Source organism: Tatumella sp. JGM94, assembly GCF_018257595.1.
GTDB lineage: Bacteria > Pseudomonadota > Gammaproteobacteria > Enterobacterales > Enterobacteriaceae > Tatumella > Tatumella punctata.
In genome coordinates this window covers 127,147-147,890 of the sequence record NZ_JAERJN010000004.1, presented here as the reverse complement: position 1 = coordinate 147,890, position 20,744 = coordinate 127,147, and the positions used below count along the sequence as shown (strand labels likewise).

Annotated in this window: 16 protein-coding genes; 6 read left to right on the top strand and 10 right to left on the bottom strand. The window is 53.0% G+C overall.

What is annotated here, in order from left to right:
* Positions 1-46: 46 nt before the first annotated feature.
* Positions 47-1,420 carry an oxygen-independent coproporphyrinogen III oxidase gene (hemN, locus tag JK216_RS04660; protein ID WP_212707289.1) on the top strand — a complete coding sequence of 458 codons (1,374 nt, stop codon included), beginning with the start codon at positions 47-49 and terminating at the stop codon, positions 1,418-1,420.
* Positions 1,421-1,464: 44 nt separating this feature from the next.
* Here hemN and glnG read toward each other — a convergent pair whose 3' ends face one another.
* The 3 genes from glnG to glnA all read right to left on the bottom strand — a co-directional run bounded on the left by glnG (position 1,465) and on the right by glnA (position 5,554).
* Positions 1,465-2,874 carry a nitrogen regulation protein NR(I) gene (gene glnG, locus JK216_RS04655; RefSeq protein ID WP_212707290.1) on the bottom strand — a complete coding sequence of 470 codons (1,410 nt, stop codon included), beginning with the start codon at positions 2,872-2,874 and terminating at the stop codon, positions 1,465-1,467.
* A 7-nt stretch (positions 2,875-2,881) separates the two neighbouring features.
* Entirely contained in the window at positions 2,882-3,931 is a 1,050-nt protein-coding gene (gene glnL, locus JK216_RS04650; RefSeq protein WP_212707291.1) for a nitrogen regulation protein NR(II), read from the bottom strand.
* Positions 3,932-4,144: 213 nt separating this feature from the next.
* Entirely contained in the window at positions 4,145-5,554 is a 1,410-nt protein-coding gene (gene glnA / locus JK216_RS04645) for a glutamate--ammonia ligase (RefSeq protein WP_212707292.1), read from the bottom strand.
* A 457-nt stretch (positions 5,555-6,011) separates the two neighbouring features.
* On the opposite strand from glnA, the gene typA reads away from it, so the two are divergent.
* The 5 genes from typA (at position 6,012) to fabY (ending at position 10,985) form a co-directional block, all read left to right on the top strand.
* A complete protein-coding gene (gene typA / locus JK216_RS04640) occupies positions 6,012-7,835 on the top strand; it encodes a ribosome-dependent GTPase TypA (protein ID WP_212707293.1) in 1,824 nt (607 codons plus the stop codon).
* 208 nt (positions 7,836-8,043) lie between these two features.
* Positions 8,044-8,643 (top strand): glucose-1-phosphatase, encoded by a 600-nt coding sequence (gene yihX / locus JK216_RS04635; protein WP_212711395.1) that lies wholly within the window; start codon positions 8,044-8,046, stop codon positions 8,641-8,643.
* A 55-nt stretch (positions 8,644-8,698) separates the two neighbouring features.
* Positions 8,699-9,550, top strand: a complete 852-nt coding sequence (locus JK216_RS04630) for a virulence factor BrkB family protein (RefSeq protein ID WP_212710298.1) — start codon at positions 8,699-8,701, stop codon at positions 9,548-9,550.
* On the top strand, positions 9,547-9,984 hold the full coding sequence (gene dtd / locus JK216_RS04625) for a D-aminoacyl-tRNA deacylase (RefSeq protein WP_212707296.1): 438 nt from the start codon (positions 9,547-9,549) through the stop codon (positions 9,982-9,984). The genes JK216_RS04630 and dtd overlap by 4 nt, the downstream gene beginning before the upstream one ends.
* Positions 9,985-10,043: 59 nt before the next feature.
* Positions 10,044-10,985 carry a bifunctional GNAT family N-acetyltransferase/hotdog fold thioesterase gene (gene fabY, locus JK216_RS04620; RefSeq protein WP_212707297.1) on the top strand — a complete coding sequence of 314 codons (942 nt, stop codon included), beginning with the start codon at positions 10,044-10,046 and terminating at the stop codon, positions 10,983-10,985.
* Positions 10,986-11,033: 48 nt separating this feature from the next.
* Here the strand turns inward: fabY and JK216_RS04615 are convergent, their stop codons facing one another.
* The 7 genes from JK216_RS04615 to gmk form a co-directional block, all read right to left on the bottom strand.
* Positions 11,034-12,707 (bottom strand): AsmA family protein, encoded by a 1,674-nt coding sequence (locus tag JK216_RS04615; protein ID WP_212711394.1) that lies wholly within the window; start codon positions 12,705-12,707, stop codon positions 11,034-11,036.
* A gap of 179 nt (positions 12,708-12,886) precedes the next feature.
* Positions 12,887-14,275 (bottom strand): uracil-xanthine permease family protein, encoded by a 1,389-nt coding sequence (locus JK216_RS04610; RefSeq protein ID WP_212707299.1) that lies wholly within the window; start codon positions 14,273-14,275, stop codon positions 12,887-12,889.
* Positions 14,276-14,361: 86 nt separating this feature from the next.
* On the bottom strand, positions 14,362-16,440 hold the full coding sequence (gene recG / locus JK216_RS04605) for an ATP-dependent DNA helicase RecG (protein ID WP_212711393.1): 2,079 nt from the start codon (positions 16,438-16,440) through the stop codon (positions 14,362-14,364).
* Positions 16,437-17,147, bottom strand: coding sequence for a tRNA (guanosine(18)-2'-O)-methyltransferase TrmH (gene trmH / locus JK216_RS04600; protein ID WP_212707301.1), 711 nt, complete (start codon positions 17,145-17,147; stop codon positions 16,437-16,439). Before trmH ends, recG begins: the two co-directional genes overlap by 4 nt.
* A 5-nt stretch (positions 17,148-17,152) precedes the next feature.
* On the bottom strand, positions 17,153-19,273 hold the full coding sequence (spoT, locus tag JK216_RS04595; protein WP_212707302.1) for a bifunctional GTP diphosphokinase/guanosine-3',5'-bis pyrophosphate 3'-pyrophosphohydrolase: 2,121 nt from the start codon (positions 19,271-19,273) through the stop codon (positions 17,153-17,155).
* Positions 19,274-19,294: 21 nt separating this feature from the next.
* Entirely contained in the window at positions 19,295-19,570 is a 276-nt protein-coding gene (gene rpoZ, locus JK216_RS04590; protein ID WP_212707303.1) for a DNA-directed RNA polymerase subunit omega, read from the bottom strand.
* Between the two features lie 54 nt (positions 19,571-19,624).
* Positions 19,625-20,248, bottom strand: a complete 624-nt coding sequence (gmk, locus tag JK216_RS04585) for a guanylate kinase (RefSeq protein WP_212707304.1) — start codon at positions 20,246-20,248, stop codon at positions 19,625-19,627.
* Between the last annotated feature and the right edge of the window lie 496 nt (positions 20,249-20,744).

The window sequence follows — 20,744 nt, the reverse complement described above, 5'->3', positions numbered from 1 at the left end:
GCGCTACGCGAGCTTCTTTCAGACCCCGTCATCGAAAGGAGTGAATATGTCTTTACCACGCATTGAGTGGGATCAGTCACTCATCGAAAAATATAATTACTCCGGCCCTCGCTACACGTCTTATCCGACAGCACTGGAATTCGATCAGCACTTTACCGGACAACACTTTCTGCAGGCTGTTGAGCGTTATCCGCAACGCCCGCTGTCCTTGTATATCCATATTCCGTTCTGCCACCGGCTCTGTTATTTCTGTGGCTGTAATAAACAGGTAACCCGGCAGACGCATAAAGCTGACCAATACCTCGATAGTCTGGAAACAGAAATCCGCAGCAGGGCACCGTTGTTCAGAAACCGTCTTGTCACCCAGATGCACTGGGGCGGCGGAACACCGACATTTCTGACCCCCCGACAGATATCACGGCTGATGGCCGTGTTAAGGCAGCAGTTTACCTTTTCCCCTTCGGCTGAGATGTCGCTGGAACTGGACCCGCGGGAGATAGAGCTTGATGTCCTCGATCACCTTAAAGACGAAGGTTTTAACCGGCTGAGTATGGGGGTGCAGGATTTTAATAAACAGGTCCAGCGGCTGGTGAATCGTGAGCAGGATGAAGCCTTTATTTTTGCACTGATGGACCGGGCACGGGCTCTGGGGTTTGTGTCGGGAAATATTGACCTGATTTACGGGCTGCCTAAGCAAACCTCAGACAGTTTTGCGTTTACCTTACAGAAGGTACTGGAACTCCGTCCCGACCGCCTGAGCGTGTTTAATTACGCCCATATGCCGGAACTGTTTGCTGCTCAGCGTAAAATTCACCGTGCTGACCTGCCGGATGCAGCGCAGAAGCTGGCTATTCTGCAGGAAACTATCCACACCCTGACCACCGGCGGTTACCAGTTTATTGGTATGGACCATTTTGCATTACCGGAGGATGAACTGGCGGTAGCCCAGAGAAACGGGGTACTGCACCGGAATTTTCAGGGATACACCACCTGTGGTGATACAGATCTGCTGGGAATGGGGGTGTCTGCGATCAGTATGATCGGCGACAGTTATGCGCAGAACGAGAAAGTCCTGAACCAGTGGCACCAGCGTGTGGCCTCGCAGGGAAATGCCCTGTGGCGGGGTATCAGCCTCAGTAGCGATGATTGCCTGCGTCGTGACGTCATTAAGGCACTGATTTGCCAGTTCACCCTGAATTTCAGCCAGACAGAGCAGCAGTGGGGCATTGTATTTGAAGACTATTTCGCCGAAGACCTGCAATTACTGGCCCCGTTTATTGAGGACGGACTGGTTACTCTGTCGCAGCGCGAACTGCGGGTGACGGCCCGCGGACGTTTACTGATCCGCAATATTTGTATGTGTTTCGACCGTTATCTGCGCACCAGAGTCCGCCAGCAGCAATATTCGCGGGTGATTTAACCAAACAGCCTGCAGACAGTGCCTGCAGGCTCAGAGGGCGGACGCTATTCCATGCCCAGCTCTTTCAGTTTGCGGGTAAGGGTGTTCCTCCCCCAGCCCAGTAGTCTGGCTGCTTCCTGCTTATGTCCCTGGGTATAGCGCAGAGCTGTGGTCAGTAATGTCCGTTCCATTTCCGGCTGGGCTTCAGATAACAGGTTTTGATGACCGGAACGCAGCGCCCTGTCCGCCCACTGGGCCAGTAACGTTGCCCAACTGTCCGGAGAAGCCTGTAGCGGTGTATCCGGCGGGCTGGTTTCGAACAGCTCCGGCGGCAGGTCCTGTATCAGTACTTCCTGACCTGCGGCCATCACTGTCAGCCAGCGACAGGTATTCTCCAGCTGTCTGACGTTACCTGACCAGTGCAGCCGTGTCAGGGCTGCTTCCGTTTCCGGATGCAGGATTTTGGTTTCCACCCCGAGTTCCCGTGCTGCAACCTGCAGAAAGTAGTGTGCCAGCCGCGGAATATCTTCCCGGCGTTCACGGAGCGGGGGCAGGTGGATACGGATAACATTCAGACGGTGGAACAGGTCTTCACGGAATTTACCTTCCTGCACCCGCAGTTCCAGATTCTGGTGGGTTGCCGCAATAATCCGCACATCGACTTTTACCGGGGCGTAGCCACCGACACGGTAAAACTGTCCGTCGGCCAGCACCCGCAGTAAACGGGTCTGGACATCAAGGGGCATATCACCGATTTCATCTAAAAACAGAGTGCCGCCATCGGCCTGTTCGAAACGTCCCTGGCGCACGGCATTTGCCCCGGTAAAAGCGCCCTTTTCATGGCCGAACAGTTCAGATTCGATTAAGTCTTTGGGGATAGCGGCCATATTCAGCGCGATAAAGGGTGACTTTGCCCGCGGGCTGTGGCGGTGCAGGGCATGTGCCACCAGTTCTTTACCGGTCCCGGATTCTCCGTTAATCAGCACACTGATAGACGAACGGGACAGGCGGCCGATAATACGGAACACATCCTGCATTGCCGGTGCTTCACCGATAATATCCGTTGTCGGCCCGCTGACCGGCTGATTACGCGGCTGCTGCTGTTCCTGATAATGGCTGATGGCCCGTTCGACCAGAGCCACCGCTTCGTCGATATCAAAGGGTTTCGGCAGGTAATCGAAAGCCCCTTGCTGATAAGCGCTGACTGCCGCGTCCAGGTCCGAATGGGCGGTCATTATGATGACCGGCAGCATCGGATGGCGTTTTTTAATTTGTTTCAGTAACGCCAGCCCGTCCATACCCGGCATCCGGATATCGGACAGTAAGACATCCGGCGTTTTGGTGGCCAGCGCATCCAGTACTTCATCACCGTTTTCAAACGTTGTACAACTTAAACCGGCTCCAGTGAGCGCTCGTTCAAGCACCCAGCGGATGGAGCTATCGTCATCGACGATCCAGACTATCCCTCGTTGCATGGAAACCTCACTGGCGAATCGGCAGGAATATCGAAAATTCGGTATGTCCCGGCCAACTGTTAAATTCTATTTTTCCTGAGTGTTGATCTATCAGGCTGCGGGCAATGGATAATCCAAGACCGGTGCCTCCTTCACGTCCACTCACCATGGGGTAAAACAATGTGTCCTGCAGTTGCTGGGGGATCCCCGGCCCGTCATCTTCGATATCAATACGGGCTACCAGCCGGTAACGCACACCGTGCAGGGTCAGCTGAAACGCAGTACGGGTTCGCAGGGTAATAGTCCCGCCCTGTTCGCCTAAGGCCTGCAGGGCATTACGCACCACGTTCAGCAGCACCTGTTCAATCTGGTCCGGGTCATGGGCCAGCTCCGGTAAACTCGGATCATAGTCCCTGACCAGCGAAACGTTATCCGGTAACTCCATGGAGACCAGGTTAACAATACGCTCAGCAACCTGGTGTATGCTCTGGGTGACATGCATTCCCGGTTGCTGCGGGCCGAGCAGCCGGTCGACCAGATTACGTAACCGGTCGGCCTGTTCAATAATAACTTTGGTGTATTCGTTTAACGACGGGTCCGGCAGCGCCCGCGAGAGTAGCTGAGCGGCACCGCGCAATCCGCCAAGCGGATTTTTAATTTCATGGGCCAGTCCGCGCACCAGGTCACGGGCAGCAACCTGTTGTGCATGCTGTATTTGCTCTTGGCTAAGACGGCGCTGGTTATCCATCGGTGCCATTTCCAGCAGAATTTTCTCGCCCGGATACTGCTGGGCGGTCAGAGACATGATATGTGCCCGGCCATCAACCACAATCGTGACTTCGCTGTCCGTAAAACCGAGGCCTTGTTTCAGGCTGTCGAGCATCACCTCAATATTTAAGGAGAAGTAGCCGGTCAGGTCCGGCAGCGGAGTGCCGAACAGTTTACGGGAACTCTGCGCCAGCAACTGCTGGGCTGCCGGGTTCGCGTAATGGATCACCAGATGGCTATCGACCACTAACACACTGTTGATGAGAGAGTTGAGTATCTGCACGGCATCGGGCGGTGTGTTGGTTATCATGTGTTCTTCTCCGTATTCAGCCGCTAAAACCCTTTATTTTATCGTATTCTGACCTATAGTCTGGCGGGTATTAATGATTATTTCCGGACAATAAAAAGTGACTACAGCGGCGGTCACTGCCGCGGAGAGTGCGTTTACTGCTGAATTGGCGGAGAAAAAAGCCCATCCGGAGATGGGCTAATATTTTCCACGGCAACAACACTACAAGAGAGATTAAACGCTGTAGTAAAGTTCGAATTCTACCGGATGCGGCGTCATGCGTACGCGGTCATCATCTTCTTTGCGCAGTGCAATGTAAGCATCGATAGTGTCATCAGTGAAAACACCACCACGGGTCAGGAAGCTGCGGTCTTCGTTCAGTGCATTCAGTGCTTCTTCCAGAGAGCCGGCAACCTTTGGAATTTCAGCTTCTTCTTCCGGAGGCAGATCATACAGGTTCTTATCCATCGCATCGCCAGGATGGATTTTGTTGATGATTCCGTCCAGGCCGGCCATCAGCAGTGCGGAGAAGGCCAGGTATGGGTTTGCTGCCGGATCCGGGAAACGGGCTTCGATACGACGTGCTTTCGGGCTGGCAACCACAGGAATACGAATTGATGCAGAACGGTTACGGGCAGAGTATGCCAGCATGACCGGTGCTTCATAACCCGGAACCAGACGTTTGTACGAGTTGGTGGTCGGGTTGGTCAGGGCGTTAATTGCTTTCGCATGCTTGATGATACCGCCGATATAGAACAGGGCAGTTTCAGACAGGCCGCCGTATTTGTCGCCGGAGAACAGGTTGTTACCGTCTTTAGACAGTGACATATGGCAGTGCATACCTGAACCGTTATCACCAAACATTGGTTTTGGCATAAAGGTGGCAGTCTTGCCGTAAGCGTGCGCTACGTTATGTACCACATACTTATAAATCTGAATTTCGTCAGCTTTTTTCACCATGGTGTTGAAGCGGGTTGCCACTTCATTCTGGCCTGCGGTAGCCACTTCATGGTGATGAGCTTCGACAACCAGACCCATTTGTTCCATGGTCAGACACATGGCTGAACGGATATCCTGGGCTGAATCGACCGGAGGTACCGGGAAGTAGCCGCCTTTAACGCCCGGACGGTGACCTTTGTTACCGCCTTCGTAGGCTTTGCCGGTGTTCCATGCGGCTTCGATATCATCGATAGCCACGTGAGAACCGGACATGGTGGCACCGAAACGTACGTCATCAAACAGGAAAAACTCTGGCTCAGGTCCGAACAGTACGGTGTCGGCAATACCGGAAGAACGCAGGAAGTCTTCGGCGCGTTTAGCAATAGAGCGCGGGTCGCGATCGTAGCCTTGCAGAGTGCCGGGTTCCAGGATATCACAACGAATGATCAGGGTCGGATCTTCGAAGAACGGGTCCAGGACAGCGGTAGTCGCATCCGGCATCAGCACCATGTCTGATTCGTTAATCCCTTTCCAGCCGCCGATGGATGAACCATCGAACATTTTGCCTTCTTCAAAGAAGTCTTCGTTAACCTGATGAGCAGGGATGGTGACATGCTGCTCTTTGCCTTTACTGTCAGTAAAACGCAGATCAACAAACTTAACTTCGTGTTCGTTCATCAATGAGAGAACGTGTTCAACGGACATACTCAACTCTCCTGCAATATTCATTGTTGTCGTGGTAGAGAACCTGTCCCGGGAAGAGATCACGAGGCGCCGCGCTTTTCCTGAACAATGTTCCAGACAGTCGTTCCAGCTATTTTGAAATCGTTGTCTTTTGCCTGCGAAATACAAAGCGAAAACTGTGCCAACTTTATATTTTTTCGTAAAACGGTGTACTGGCGGGTTTCCTGTCCGGTTTCTGGGATGCACCGCGATGGCTCACTGCACCATTATGATCCATTGCCGGCCGCCAGTGCGCACTATTATAGTGCAATCTATAAAACACGGGCGACATTTGCACTAAAAATGAACGTTGTCCGCTTCGATAATCACCTATAACAAAAAGTCACTGAGAAAGTTTCAACGAATACTGTGAACATATTCAGTCTTTCGACTAATCCGTGTACAATAGCGCGCTATTTCTAATGCCTGAGGCAAAGCTGTGATCGAAAATTTGCGTAATATCGCCATCATCGCGCACGTTGACCATGGAAAAACGACCCTGGTTGACAAGCTGTTACAACAGTCTGGTACTTTTGATGCCCGTACTGAAGCAACTGAACGTGTGATGGACTCCAACGATTTGGAGAAAGAGCGTGGGATTACCATCCTCGCGAAAAACACTGCAATTAAGTGGAATGACTATCGGATCAACATCGTTGATACGCCGGGACACGCCGACTTCGGTGGAGAAGTTGAGCGCGTCATGTCGATGGTAGACTCTGTTCTGCTGGTAGTGGATGCGATTGATGGCCCGATGCCACAGACGCGCTTCGTGACCAAGAAAGCATTTGCTCACGGTCTGAAGCCCATTGTGGTTATTAACAAAATTGACCGTCCGGGCGCGCGTCCTGACTGGGTTGTTGACCAGGTCTTTGACCTGTTCGTTAACCTGGATGCGACCGACGAACAACTGGATTTCCCGATCATTTATGCATCGGCTATCCAGGGAATTGCTGGCGATGACCATGCAGAGATGGCTGAAGATATGACGCCACTGTATGAAGCTATCGTTAAGCATGTCCCTGCGCCAAACGTTGACCTGAATGGTTCGTTACAGATGCAGGTTTCTCAGCTGGATTATAACAATTACCTGGGTGTTATCGGGATTGGCCGTATCAAACGCGGTAAAGTCAAACCGAACCAGCAGGTGACGGTGATTGATGCTGAAGGTAAAACCCGTAACGGTAAAGTCGGTAAAGTTCTGGGCCACCTGGGTCTTGAGCGTATCGAAAGCACCGAAGCAGAAGCCGGTGACATTATTGCGATTACCGGTCTGGGCGAACTGAACATCTCCGACACTATCTGTGATCCACAGAATGTCGAAGCTCTGCCAGCACTGACTGTCGATGAACCTACCGTCAGCATGTTCTTCTGCGTAAATACCTCACCATTCTGTGGTAAAGAAGGTAAATACGTGACTTCACGTCAGATCCTTGATCGTCTGAAGAAAGAACTGGTTCACAACGTTGCGCTGCGCGTTGAAGAAACTGAAGATGCCGATGCTTTCCGTGTTTCCGGTCGTGGTGAACTGCACCTGTCAGTACTGATCGAAAACATGCGTCGTGAAGGTTTCGAACTGGCGGTATCTCGTCCGAAAGTTATCTTCCGTGAAATCGACGGACGTAAACAGGAACCTTACGAGAACGTGACCCTGGATATCGAAGAAACCCATCAGGGTTCGGTAATGCAGGCGATGGGTGAGCGTAAAGGCGACCTGAAAAACATGGACCCGGATGGTAAAGGTCGTGTGCGTCTGGACTATGAAATCCCAAGCCGTGGTCTGATTGGTTTCCGTAACGAATTCATGACCATGACTTCAGGTACCGGTCTGCTGTACTCAACGTTCAGCCACTACGGTGATCTGCGTCAGGGTGAAGTAGGTCAGCGCCAGAACGGTGTACTGATCTCTAACGGTCAGGGTAAAGCGGTTGCGTTCGCACTGTACAGCCTGCAGGACCGCGGTAAGCTGTTCCTGGGTCACGGTGCTGAAGTTTATGAAGGCCAGATCATCGGTATTCACTCACGTTCAAACGACCTGACCGTGAACTGCCTGACCGGTAAAAAACTGACCAACATGCGTGCTTCCGGTACTGATGAAGCCACTACCCTGGTACCGGCGATCAAAATGTCGCTGGAGCAGGCGCTGGAATTCATCGATGATGACGAACTGGTTGAAGTTACTCCGACTTCAGTACGTATCCGTAAACGTCATCTGACTGAGAACGATCGTAAACGTGCATCACGTGGCGGTAAAGAGTCTTAACCGGCCTGTGTCACAGTGATCCGTCTTACGGATAAAAGAGGCTGCAACCTGGTGTTGCAGCCTCTTTTTTTATGGGAGCCAAAAGAGTTATCAGCACCGCCGGCTGGCGGTTAGTGCCGGCGGGGCACTTTTTCCCTGCTGACTGCCCTGTTAACCCGGACGATTTGCCGCTACAGTGAATACACCACTCACGACCAGGGAGGCGACTATGCTCTATATCTTTGATTTGGGAAATGTCATCGTTGATATTGATTTTAATCGTGTTCTGGGCGTCTGGAGCCACTTAAGTGGCGTGCCATTAGCTCAGTTGCAACAGCGTTTTACCTTTGATCAGGCTTTTGAACAGCATGAGCGCGGTGAGATATCCGACCAGCAGTTTGCCGACGCGTTGTGCAAGACTCTGGGAGTCAATCTCAGCTATGCCCAGTTTACGGAAGGCTGGCAGGCGATTTTTGCCGGTGTCCGCGACGATACGCTGGCACAGATGCATGCCCTGCGGGCTGCCGGACACCGGGTGGTTATTTTATCCAATACCAATAACCTGCACTATACGTTCTGGCCGCAACAGTATCCGCAAATTGAGCAGGCTGCCGATGCAGTTTATCTTTCTCAGCAGCTAAAAATGCGTAAGCCGGAGGCGGCTATTTATCAGACGGTGCTGGAAAAAGAAGGTTTCGCGGCCATGGATGCAGTGTTCTTTGATGATAACCAGGCCAATATTGATGCGGCACGTCAGGCGGGGATCCACAGTGTACTGGTCAGCGGACCGGAGAGTATCCGCCAGTGGTTTGCTGCTCCTGGGGTGTAATGCTGAATGACCGCCACCGGCTGCTGTAGCGGTGTTGTGCAGGGAGCTGAAAACGATGAAACGATTTTTAAAATCAGCCATAAGCTGGCTGGCGGTGCTCTGGCGCAGAATCGATGAAGACAATATGACGGTACATGCCGGTAACCTGACATTTGTCTCACTGCTGGCGCTGGTCCCTTTAGCCACGGTAGTGTTTGCTTTATTTGCCGCCTTTCCGGTATTTTCAGAGATCAGCGTGCAGCTGAAACACTTTATTTTCAATAATTTTGTCCCGGCAGCGGGGACGGTTGTCGAAGACTATCTCGAACGCTTCGTTTCCAATGTCAACCGGATGACGGCAGTCGGCGCTATCGGGTTGATCGTAACGGCATTACTGTTAATACACTCGATTGACAGTGCACTGAATACTATCTGGCGCAGCCCGAAACAACGTCCGCTGGTCTTTTCTTTTGCAGTTTACTGGATGGTACTGACTCTGGGGCCGTTACTGGCCGGGGCCAGTCTGGCGATCAGTTCCCTGCTGTTTTCTGCCCGATGGCTGAATGACAGCGGTGTCACCCATTTTCTGGAACCGGCATTAAGGTTGTTCCCGTTATTACTGTCGGTGCTGGCTTTCTGGCTGCTGTACAGTATCGTTCCCACCCGACAGGTGGCATCACGGGATGCGCTGGCGGGGGCGGCGGTCGCCGGCATGTTATTTGAAGCCGGAAAAAAAGCGTTTTCGCTGTATGTCACCATGTTCCCGTCATATCAGATGATTTACGGGGTCCTGGCGGTGATACCTATCTTATTTCTCTGGGTCTACTGGACCTGGTGCATTGTATTGCTGGGCGCTGAGATTACTGTATCCATTGAACATTACCGGCAGCTTAAACATGCTCCGCAACAAGAGTCAGAGGTTTCATGATTGCGTTAATTCAGCGGGTTACCCGCGCCAGTGTCACCGTCGACGGTGAAATTACCGGACAAATAGCCGCAGGATTACTGGTCTTACTGGCCGTGGAGAAAGATGATGACCAGGCAAAAGCCCGGCGTTTAGCTGAACGGGTGCTGGGGTATCGGGTATTCAGTGATCCACAGGGAAAAATGAATCTTAACCTGCAACAGGCCGGCGGTAGTCTGCTGGTGGTATCGCAATTTACCCTGGCCGCAGATACCCGGAAAGGGATGCGGCCGTCATTCTCCGGAGGGGCGGCGCCGGATCAGGCCCGTGAGTTATATCATTATTTTAGTGACCACTGTCGCCAGCAGGGGGTGAATACTGAAAACGGCCGCTTTGCGGCAGATATGCAGGTCAGTCTGGTTAACGACGGGCCGGTGACATTCTGGCTACAGGTATAGGTGAGTTGCTGGCGACGGCAGCCTCGCTATCGTCGTCAGGCCACAGGGAGGATCGGTTGATGTATCATTTGCGTGTACCCCGGACAGCACTGGAACTGGAACGTTATTTCCGGTTTCGCTGGGAAATGCTGCGTAAGCCCCTGCAACAACCCGAAGGCTCAGAAAGAGAAGCCTGGGATGCTACTGCCCATCATCAGATGGTGGTGGATGAACAGAATAATCCGGTGGCCGTCGGACGGCTGTATATCAACGGGGATTATGAAGCATCAATACGCTTTATTGCGGTAGACCCGGCCCTCAGGGGAAAAGGACTCGGTACCTTGCTGATTATGACGCTGGAATCTGTCGCCCGCCAGGAGGGCGTAAAACGAGTGACCTGCAGTGCGCGGGAAGATGCCATCGAGTTTTTTGCCAAACTGGGGTATATCAATCAGGGCGAAATTATGGCGGCCCGCACCACACCGGTACGCCACTTTCTGATGATTAAACCGATGGTCTCCATGGATGATATTTTGCACCGGGCGGACTGGTGCGGACAGTTACAGCAGGCATGGTATGACCATATTCCCCTGAGCGACAAAATGGGGGTCAGGATCCAGCAGTATACAGGGCAGCGGTTTATGACCACGATGCCGGAAGCCGGCAACCAGAATCCCCACCATACCCTGTTTGCCGGTAGTCTGTTCTCGCTGGCGACTTTAACCGGCTGGGGGCTGATCTGGCTATTGCTGCGCGAGCGTCACCTGGGGGGAAATATTATTCTGGCAGATGCCCATATCCGCTATAAAAAACCGATTACCGGCCGTCCGGCGGCGGTGGCTGATTTAGGGTCGTTATGTGGCGATTTAGACCGGCTGGCCCGTGGCAGAAAAGCCAGGGTCAGGCTGGATGTCTTGTTACAGGGCGATGATGTTACCGGGGCGGTGTTTGAGGGAGTCTATATTGTATTACCGGCAGATCCGTTACTGACACTGGAGCAGGGTGGCTCAGGAAGTGAGTAACGCCCTCAGCCCGGTCACCGCAGGGCGGTAAGCGGGCTGAGGGAGGGGTTACTGATTTTTTCCTGCAGACATATCGTACTGCTGACTGCCGGTTGCGGTGGTTACCCGCAGTGAGCCGCTGACGGACGGACGCAACGGAAGATCAGCCTGTAAGCTGCCGCGGGCATTGAACGTAATATCACCTTTCCCCGGCTCGCCGGTTACCGGCCATCCCCAGTCAGTAAACATACTCACCGGTACCGCCTGACCCCGCAGGCTGAGGCTGAAATCACGTGAAGGCAGCTGAGAAATTTCAGCATTGCCGATCACCGGCCCCTTATCGGCCAGCATTTTGATATCGCTGACACTGATTTTCTGCCCGTCCGCATGCAGCTTCATCCAGGGGGCGCGGAGATCCCGGCGGTTAAAGGTCGCTTCTGCGGCCTGCCATTCACTGTCCCCTGACCAGATCCCCCACTGATGCTGACGCGCCAGCAGTAACTGATTTCCCGTGGCATGTAATGCCGTCATCTGAAACGGGAAAGCCGGATTGATATCAATGATCAGCGAGTTATCGATAGTCAGCTTATGCAGCATGACAGAGTCGAGCCATTCCGGCAGGGGAGACAACCAGAACTGACGCCAGTCCTGAGGCAGGGTGTATTCCAGCCCGTTAAATGACAGGTTATTCAGTGCCAGTTGCCGGGTATCCTTCAGCCATTCACCGTCAGCGGTCACTGTTCCGTTTACCCAATGGGTACTGAATTTATTGATCTTCAGCCCCTGCGGGGTCGCTTCCAGCTCAGCCTGTGGACGGGTCAGCGCGTAGTCCCGCCAGACGAACTCGTTTGCCTGCAGGGAGAGTGTGCCGTTTTCTGTCAGCAGATTATTTTGCGGTATCACCGGATTACTGAGTTGCAGAGTGAAATCGGTCACTGCCCAGTCAGGGCCGACAATAGTGGCGTGGTTCACCGAAATCTGCCGCGGGCGGATATTATGTTGTACCAGTGGTGCCAGAAAGTCAGGCAGTGTCTGCTGTGTCTGAAAGCGGGTATTCTCCAGGGACAGCTGCCGGATTTGCCAGTGGCCCTCTTCGCGGGTCATTGAACCGGAAAAGGTTCCGCGTTCTGCGCTGCCGCTTATCGTCTGCAGGTTAATTTGCTGCGGGGTAACGCTTCCCGTCGCATCAATGGCAGTCAGCTGCTGCTGCCCCAGTGTCAGCCGGCCGATACCTGCGCGAAAACGGTAATCACTGCCCAGCATATGGGCCGGGTCAGGTTTCCACGGCGTAATATCTGCAGAGGTCTGGCTGGCCTGAAAACCAGGGGTATCATCAGGCTGCACAATACTGATATTGTTCAGGGATAAGCGGTTGGCCTGCAACGGGAATGCTGTGCCGGGACGGATATTGGCCAGATCAATTTCACCGTCAGTCAGGGTCAGACTGTCAAAATGTGACGGATCGCTGAACTGCAGTAAAGAAAGGCCGAGCGTCACTTTCCCGGCGACCACCATGGCTGGCTGACCATCGTTCCCGAAGGTAAAATCGTCGAGGGTAACGACCAGTGGTGAACTGAGAGAGTGCCGTATTCTGCCGATAGACAGGTGATAAGCAGTATCGTCACTGATCCAGCGGCTCAGCGTACCTGCTCCCCAGGTACTTTTCAGGGCGAACCAGGCAGCAATCACTAACAGCAAAAGGATAAGCAGCAGTATCAGGAAAAATTTTCCAATAAATTTCATTATGTCAGTCCTGAGTCCTGAAAATAAGCTACTGCCTGTTATGCCTGAATTTCGCTCAGACCTCAATGTTGAAGATGCCGGTTACTGTCAAAAAAGCCGATAAATCGCCGGATAAGCGTTAAAAGAAATGAGCATTAAAAGAAAGCAGCCTGCCTCCCGGTGAGGGGGCAGGCCGGAAACTATGCATCCCGTCCGGTTTCCGGAAAAATCAGGTTAAGGATAATAGCGGTCAGGCCACCGGCGGCAATTCCGGAAGAAAGTAATGTTTTTAACCATTCCGGAGCAAATTGCAGAATTAACGGTTGCTGAGAGACACCGAGCCCGACGGCCAGGGAAATAGCAATGATCATAATCGCGCGACGGTCGATAGCCTGTCTTGCCACAATACGTACCCCGGAAGCGGCAATGGTGCCAAACATCACCAGAGTTGCTCCGCCGAGTACCGGTTCAGGAATATGTTGTACGATTCCGCTGACGGCCGGAAATAACCCCAGCAGGATCAGCAGCAGAGCGACTAAAAACCCGACATAGCGGCTGGCAACTCCGGTCAGCTGAATAACCCCGTTATTTTGTCCGAAACAGGAGTTCGGGAAGGTATTAAACAGGGCAGAGACACAGGAGTTCAGTCCGTTGGCCAGTACACCACCTTTCAGACGTTTCATATAGACCGGGCCGCTGACCGGCTGTTCTGAGACATCGGAAGTTGCTGTGATATCACCGATGGTTTCCAGCGAGGTCACCATAAAGACCAGCATTAAAGGCAGTAGCAGGTTCCAGTCAATGCCCAGCCCGTAATAGAAAGGTGTCGGCACCATAAGTAACGGCGCGTCGGCCTGCGGTGCGCTTGCCGGTAACATATTCAGGCACCAGGCCAGCAGATACCCTACTGCCATCGCGATCACCAGTGAGGCAATGCGCAGGTACGGGTTTTTCTGGCGGTTGAGCAAAATGATTGTCAGCAGGACTGCCCCGGCCAGTAACAGATTTTTCGGTGCCCCGAAGGTATGGTTATTCAGAGCGCTGAAACCACCTCCGATAGAGGTCAGCCCGACCTGAATCAGTGACAGCCCGATGATCATGACCACAATGCCCGAAACCAGCGGGGTGATCACCCGCCGGGCATAAGGCAGGATACGGGATAACAGCATTTCGGTGCAGGATGCCAGCATCAGGGTACCAAATAAGGCTGCCATCATACTGCTAATGTCTGCCCCGCCCTGTTTCAGGGCCAGCCCGCCCATGATCAACGGAGAAACAAAATTAAAGCTGGTGCCCTGAATAGATAACAGGCCTGAGCCTACCGGACCCCAGGTCTTGATCTGTAAGACAGAAGCAACGCCGGAAGCGAATAACGACATACTGATAATATGCCGGGTATCCTCAGGGGGCAGCCCCAGCGCCTGGCAAATTAATAATGCCGGGGTAATCACGGCGACAAACATCGCCAGCAGATGCTGGAGTGCCGCGAACAGTGCCTGAGGCAGAGGGGGGCGGTCATCAAGGCGATAAACCAGTTCACTGCGTGAAGATACGCTGGATTGACGGTAATGCGGAGCGTCGGCGGACATGAAACCTTTCCCGGTGGCAGAAAAAACAGCGATTTTAATTATCTGCCGCCTAAAAGCAAACGTTTGCCGGACGAAGGCAGAAAAAATCAGGCATGGCTAAAACGTTCGGTGGCCGGCAGCCAGCGTTCAATTAATGCGGCCGACTGTTGCGGATATTTCTGGTGAAGGTGACGGGCGATACGTTGTATCGCCGGAATCATCGCCTGATCACGCAGTAAATCGGCAACTTTAAACCCGGCATTACCGGTCTGGCGGGTACCCAGCAACTCACCGGGGCCGCGTATTTCCAGGTCATGCTGGGCAATCACGAAGCCGTCATTACTGTCACGTAATACCTGTAACCGTTTGCGGGCGGTTTTACTGAGGGGCGCTTTATACAACAGAACACAGTGTGATGCGACGGCACCACGGCCGACACGACCTCTTAGCTGGTGGAGCTGTGCCAGGCCCAGTCGTTCCGGGTTTTCGATAATCATCAGGCTGGCATTAGGTACATCGACACCCACCTCAATAACGGTGGTGGCAACCAGTAGCTGTAGCTGATTTTCTTTGAACTGCTGCATGACAGCCTGTTTTTCGGCAGGTTTCATTCGGCCGTGTACCAGGCCGATTTTCATCTCAGGCAGTGCCAGTTGCAGCTCCTGACAGGTTGCTTCGGCGGCCTGAGCTTCCAGTTGATCAGATTCTTCAATCAGCGTACATACCCAGTAGGCCTGACGTCCCTGCTGACATGCCTGTTCGACACGACGGATAATCTCTTCGCGGCGGGTATCCGGAATAGCCACTGTCGAGACCGGGGTACGGCCCGGAGGCAACTCATCAATGGTGGAGGTATCCAGGTCGGCATAGGCGGTCATTGCCAGGGTCCGCGGAATCGGGGTAGCGGTCATAATCAGCTGATGTGGGTGAAACCCCTGCTGTTCGCCTTTTTCGCGCAGTGCCAGCCGCTGATGAACGCCGAAGCGATGCTGTTCGTCAATAATAACCAGTGCCAGAGAACTGAAAATAACCTGTTCCTGAAACAGGGCATGGGTACCGACAATCATCGATACCTCGCCACGGGCGATGGCTTCCTGTTGTGCCTGACGGGCTTTGCCTTTTTGCTTTCCGGCCAGCCAGCCGACGTTAATCCCCAGCGGGGCCAGCCACTGGCGAAAGTTGGTGGCATGTTGTTCTGCCAGCAGCTCTGTCGGCGCCATCAGTGCAACCTGATGGCCACTGGCGATAACCTGCAGTGCCGCCAGTGCCGCAACCAGGGTTTTCCCTGATCCGACATCACCCTGTACCAGACGCAGCATGGGGTAATCCCGCGCCAGGTCCTGTTCAATTTCCTTGCTCACCCGCTGCTGGGCTGCCGTCGGGGTAAAGGGCAAGCTGGCGAGGAACTGGCGGGTTACAGGCTGACTGGCGGGAACCGGTAATGCATGATAGCGCTGAGCACCTGCCCGTACTGCCAGCATGCTCAGGTTATGGGCCAGCAGTTCTTCGGTGATCAGCCGTTGCTGAGCCGGGTGTTTGCCTTGTTCCAGCTCGGAGAGCTGCATCTCTGGCGGCGGACGGTGTAATACTTTTAATGCTGCGGGCAGAGACATCATGCCGCGGCTCAGTTCTGCGGGCAGTAATTCATTGATCGGGCAGCTGTCCAGCAGTTGCAAAGCCTGATCCGTCAGTTTACGCAGTGTTGCCTGGCGTATCCCTTCGGTGGCCGGGTATACCGGCGTCAGGGTTTCCTGTAATTCGGTGTGATGTTGTTGTCCGGTGATACGGTATTCCGGATGGATAATTTCCGCACCACGCTGCCCGCGCTTAATTTCTCCATAGGCCACTACATGGCTACCGCTGGCCAGATTATTTTTCATTCCGGCATTAAAATTGAAGAAACGCAGGGTCAGAATACCGCTGCCATCACTGATTTGGCAGACCAGCATACGACGGCGACCGAAGGAGACTTCGCTGGAAAGTACCTCGCCTTCGACGGTGGCATAAAGACCTGGCAGCAGGTCATTAATCCGGTAGAGACGGGTACGATCTTCATAGCGTACCGGCAGGTGGAGCAACAGATCCTGCAGATTATGCAAGCCGAGTTTTGCCAGCTTAGCAGCCTGGCTGGCACCGACGCCGGTCAGGGTATTCAGCGGGATAGCGTCGAGCAGACGGCCTTTCATCTTTTCATCTTTCGGCTGCGTTCGGTTTCCTGCATAGCAGACCACCAGTCATCATCAGCCTCAATCTGCCCTTGCGGGTTGATATGCGGGCAGGGCAGGCCTTTCTGTTTCGCCACCCGCGCCAGTACCGGATAACCGCCTTCAAACAGCAGCCGTTGTTGTTCCTGGTTATCGAGCAGGCAATGACTGCGCTGATACATCCCGGCGATTTGCCGTTGCCGCTGGGCCTCATAGAGGATCAATGCCGAGGCCACGGAAACATTCAGCGACTGAACCATGCCCAGCATAGGAATAATAATGTCCTGATCGGCCAGCGCCAGAGCTTCGCGGGTAATGCCGGTTTTTTCCTGACCCATCAGAATACACACAGGACGCGTATAATCGATATCGCGAAAATCGACAGCCGTGTCTGACAGGTGAGTGGCCAGTACCTGCATCCCCTGCGCCTTTACCGCGCCGACGGCCTCGCCGATAGTGCGATGAGTGATAACTTTCACCCAGCTGTTGCTGCCGGCAGACGCAGAAACCATGGTGCGCATCCGGTCTCCGGGCCAGACGGCATGGACGTGAGGGATCCCTACCGCATCTGCGGTACGGATCACCGCAGAGACATTGTGGGGTTTGTGTACCTGCTCCATGCAGACCGTCAGGTCATGCTGGCGGCGGGCCAGCATTTCCGAGATCCGGGCAAAACGTTGGCTATTCATGCAAACTAATTTCGGTTCCGGTGTACTTTTATAACATCCGGCATGACACGGATTTTCCGCATAATATCTGCCAGGTGAATACGGTCATGGACCGTGAGGCGCATATACGCACTGTAAACTCTGCCATCCCGTTCTTCCGTATTCAGGCTCTGAATATTTGACTGGCTGGCATTGATCGCTGCTGTCAGGTTGGCAAGCGCGCCCTGATGATTCAGCATATCGACTTTTATTTCTGTGACAAAGTCCTGACCTGCTCCGCTGTCGTCCCACTCCACCGGCATAAATTTCTCGGCTTCTTTCTGGTAACCACGGATATTCCTGCAGGAATCATGGTGAATAACCAGCCCTTTACCGGGGCTGACATGCGCCACAATCGGGTCTCCCGGGATTGGACGGCAGCATTTGGCGAAGGTAATCAGCACACCGTCTGCCCCTTTGATCGGCAGCTTATGTCTTTTCGCCGATGCCTGAGGCAGGGTATCGGTAGTTTCCCCCGGCAGCAGATTTTTAGCCACCACCACACTCATCGCATTGCCGAGCCCGATTTCTGCCAGCAGGTCATCGAGACTGGCCAGTTTCATCCGTTCCAGTTCCTGTCGGATATTTTCCTGCGGTACGTCAGCCAGTTTTTTACTGCCTCCCAGCGCATGGCTGAGCAGGCGACGACCGAGGCTTACGGACTCTTCCCGTTTCAGGTTTTTCAGTAACTGACGAATTTTCGCCCTGGCTTTGGAACTGACGACGAAATTCAGCCATGCGGCATTCGGTCGTGCGCCCGGAGCTGTGATAATTTCGATGGTCTGGCCGCTGCTCAGTGGCTGTGACAGGGGATAGGGCTGACGGTCGACCCTGGCACCAACACAGGCATTGCCGATATCTGTATGTACGGCATAAGCGAAATCGACGGGTGTGGCTCCGGCAGGCAATTCAACAATCCGGCCTTCCGGGGTAAAGACGTAAATTTCATCGGGAAACAGGTCCGATTTTACACTTTCGATAAATTCAAACGAGTTACCGGCACTTTGCTGCAATTCGAGCAGGCTTTGCAACCAGCGCTGGGCCCGCACCTGCGCAGTGGTGGTGCCGCTTTCCCCTTGCTGTTTATAAGCCCAGTGTGCCGCGACCCCCATTTCTGCCATCTGATCCATATCTTCGGTGCGGATCTGGACTTCTACCGGTACGCCGTGCGGGCCTATCATCGAGGTATGAAGCGACTGATATCCGTTGGCTTTGGGAATGGCAATATAGTCTTTAACACGGCCCGGACGGGGTTTGTACAGACTGTGCATTTGTCCGAGTACGCGATAGCAGGTATCCACATCTTTTACGATAACGCGGAAGGCGTAGATATCCATGATGGAATGAAAACGCTGCTCTTTGAGATGCATTTTCTGATAAATCGAGTAGAGATGTTTTTCCCGGCCACTGACGCGACACAGGATTCCGGCTTCCTGTAATCTGCCGTCTATTTCGGCGAGGATTTTCTGGATCATCTCTTTACGGTTACCGCGCGCCGCTTTTACCACTTCTTTGATAACGCGGAAACGGTTCGGGTACAGGGCTTCAAAGCCCAGCTCTTCCAGCTCGGTTTTCAGATGATGAATACCCAGCCGGTGAGCTAGCGGACTGTAAATCTCAAGTGTTTCTAAGGCGATACGCCGCCGTTTGTCCGGCCGCAGCGAACCAAGGGTTCGCATATTGTGGGTCCGGTCTGCCAGCTTGATTAATATGACCCGGATATCCTGCACCATGGCCATAATCATCTTGCGGAAGTTTTCTGCCTGGGCCTCTTTCTTATCGCGGAATTTCAGCTTATCCAGTTTGGATACGCCCTCGACTAATTCGGCGACACTGGAGCCAAACAGCTGTTCCATATCCTGGAAAGTTGCCGGGGTATCTTCAATGACATCATGTAACAACGCGGCCATCAGTGTTTCATGGTCGAGTTTCATTTCTGCCAGGATACAGGCAACCGCCACCGGATGGGTAATATAAGGTTCACCGCTGGAACGCGTCTGACCCTCATGAGCATCACGAGCGACAAGGTAAGCCTGCCTGAGTCGTTTAATCTGATCTTCAGGCAGATATTTTTCAATCAGTTGATTGAGGCTTTCAAACAGATACAAGGGCGGCCTGCAACAGTCAGATTAACGGTGACCTTCAGCAATCGCGGTGACAGCCTGAAGTTCGGCGGCTTCCTGCTCATGCTGTTCCTGACGATCACGGACATCCAGAATCTGGTTTGTGATCAGACCTTCTTCGATTTCGCGTAAAGCGATAACCGTTGGTTTGTCGTTTTCTTCCGGAACCAGGGCATCTTTACCGCCGGTCTGCATCTGACGCGCACGACGTGCAGCGACCAGTACCAGGTCAAAACGGTTTCCAACTTTTTCTACTGCGTCCTGAACGGTTACGCGTGCCATAAAAGTGCTACTCCACAGATGAGGAAATGACTGGGCATAATACTGAAAGCTGCTTCAGTGTGCCAATAGTTTGCTGATTAATGCATCATGCCGGGCCTGCTGACGGCCCATACGCAGACGTTCTGCGCGGATAATCGTTTTCAGGTCAGACAGGGCCAGATCAAAATCATCGTTTACGATCAGATAATCGTACTCTGCGTAATGACTCATTTCATCGACCGCTTTTTCCATCCGTTTTTCGATGACCGCTTCGCTGTCCTGACCACGGCCTCTCAGACGACGATCTAACTCATCCTTCGATGGCGGAAGCACGAAAATGGTTCGTGCCGCAGGCATCTGCCGGCGTATTTGCTGTGCCCCCTGCCAGTCGATATCCAGAAAGACATCGACGCCGGTAGCCAGCACTTGTTCAATCGCCTGGCGTGAGGTGCCGTAATAATTACCAAAGACTTCGGCGTACTCAAGAAATGCCCCGTCAGTAATCATTGCGCGGAACTCATCTTTCGTCACAAAGAAATAGTGGTCGCCCTGAACTTCACCGGGGCGCATATCCCGGGTGGTATGGGAAACAGAAACCTGAGTGTCATAAAGGGGCTGTGTTTTTAACAGCGCCTGAATCAGGCTGGACTTACCCGCACCACTGGGCGCGGAAACAATAAACAGTGTACCTTGAGCCATGATTATCTTGAATTGAGTAAAGAGCGGGGACAATATCCTGCCTATTATACACAGCCTCCGGCCCCGGCGCAGCGTTTGCATGCATTTAGCCGCAGATTTCTTTCTGTCAGTCGCCTGAACCGGCCGCTTCCCCGGCAGCAGTCTGTGGATGAACTCAGGAAATAATGGTGAAAACAACCGGCTGGATGAATATACCGGCCAAAAAGACGCTGACCGGTAATGATATTACGGGAATAATAATAACGGTCTTATTCTGCGTTCTCTCTGTAATAGCCAGAGTTTAAAATAATATGGCTGAAATGTTTATTTTTTTTAATGTTTTGTTTTATTTAATAATTGAAAATTTATTACTTATCAGTAAGTAAAAATATCCTCCTCCCGTTCGCACGAAAAAAACCATAATTTCCGGAAAAGAGACTATCTTTAAAGAGCGTTTTGTTCTGCATTGCATCAGCAGGTAGCTCCTTCTGTCTCTGTGGCTACCAGACCGCTGAAA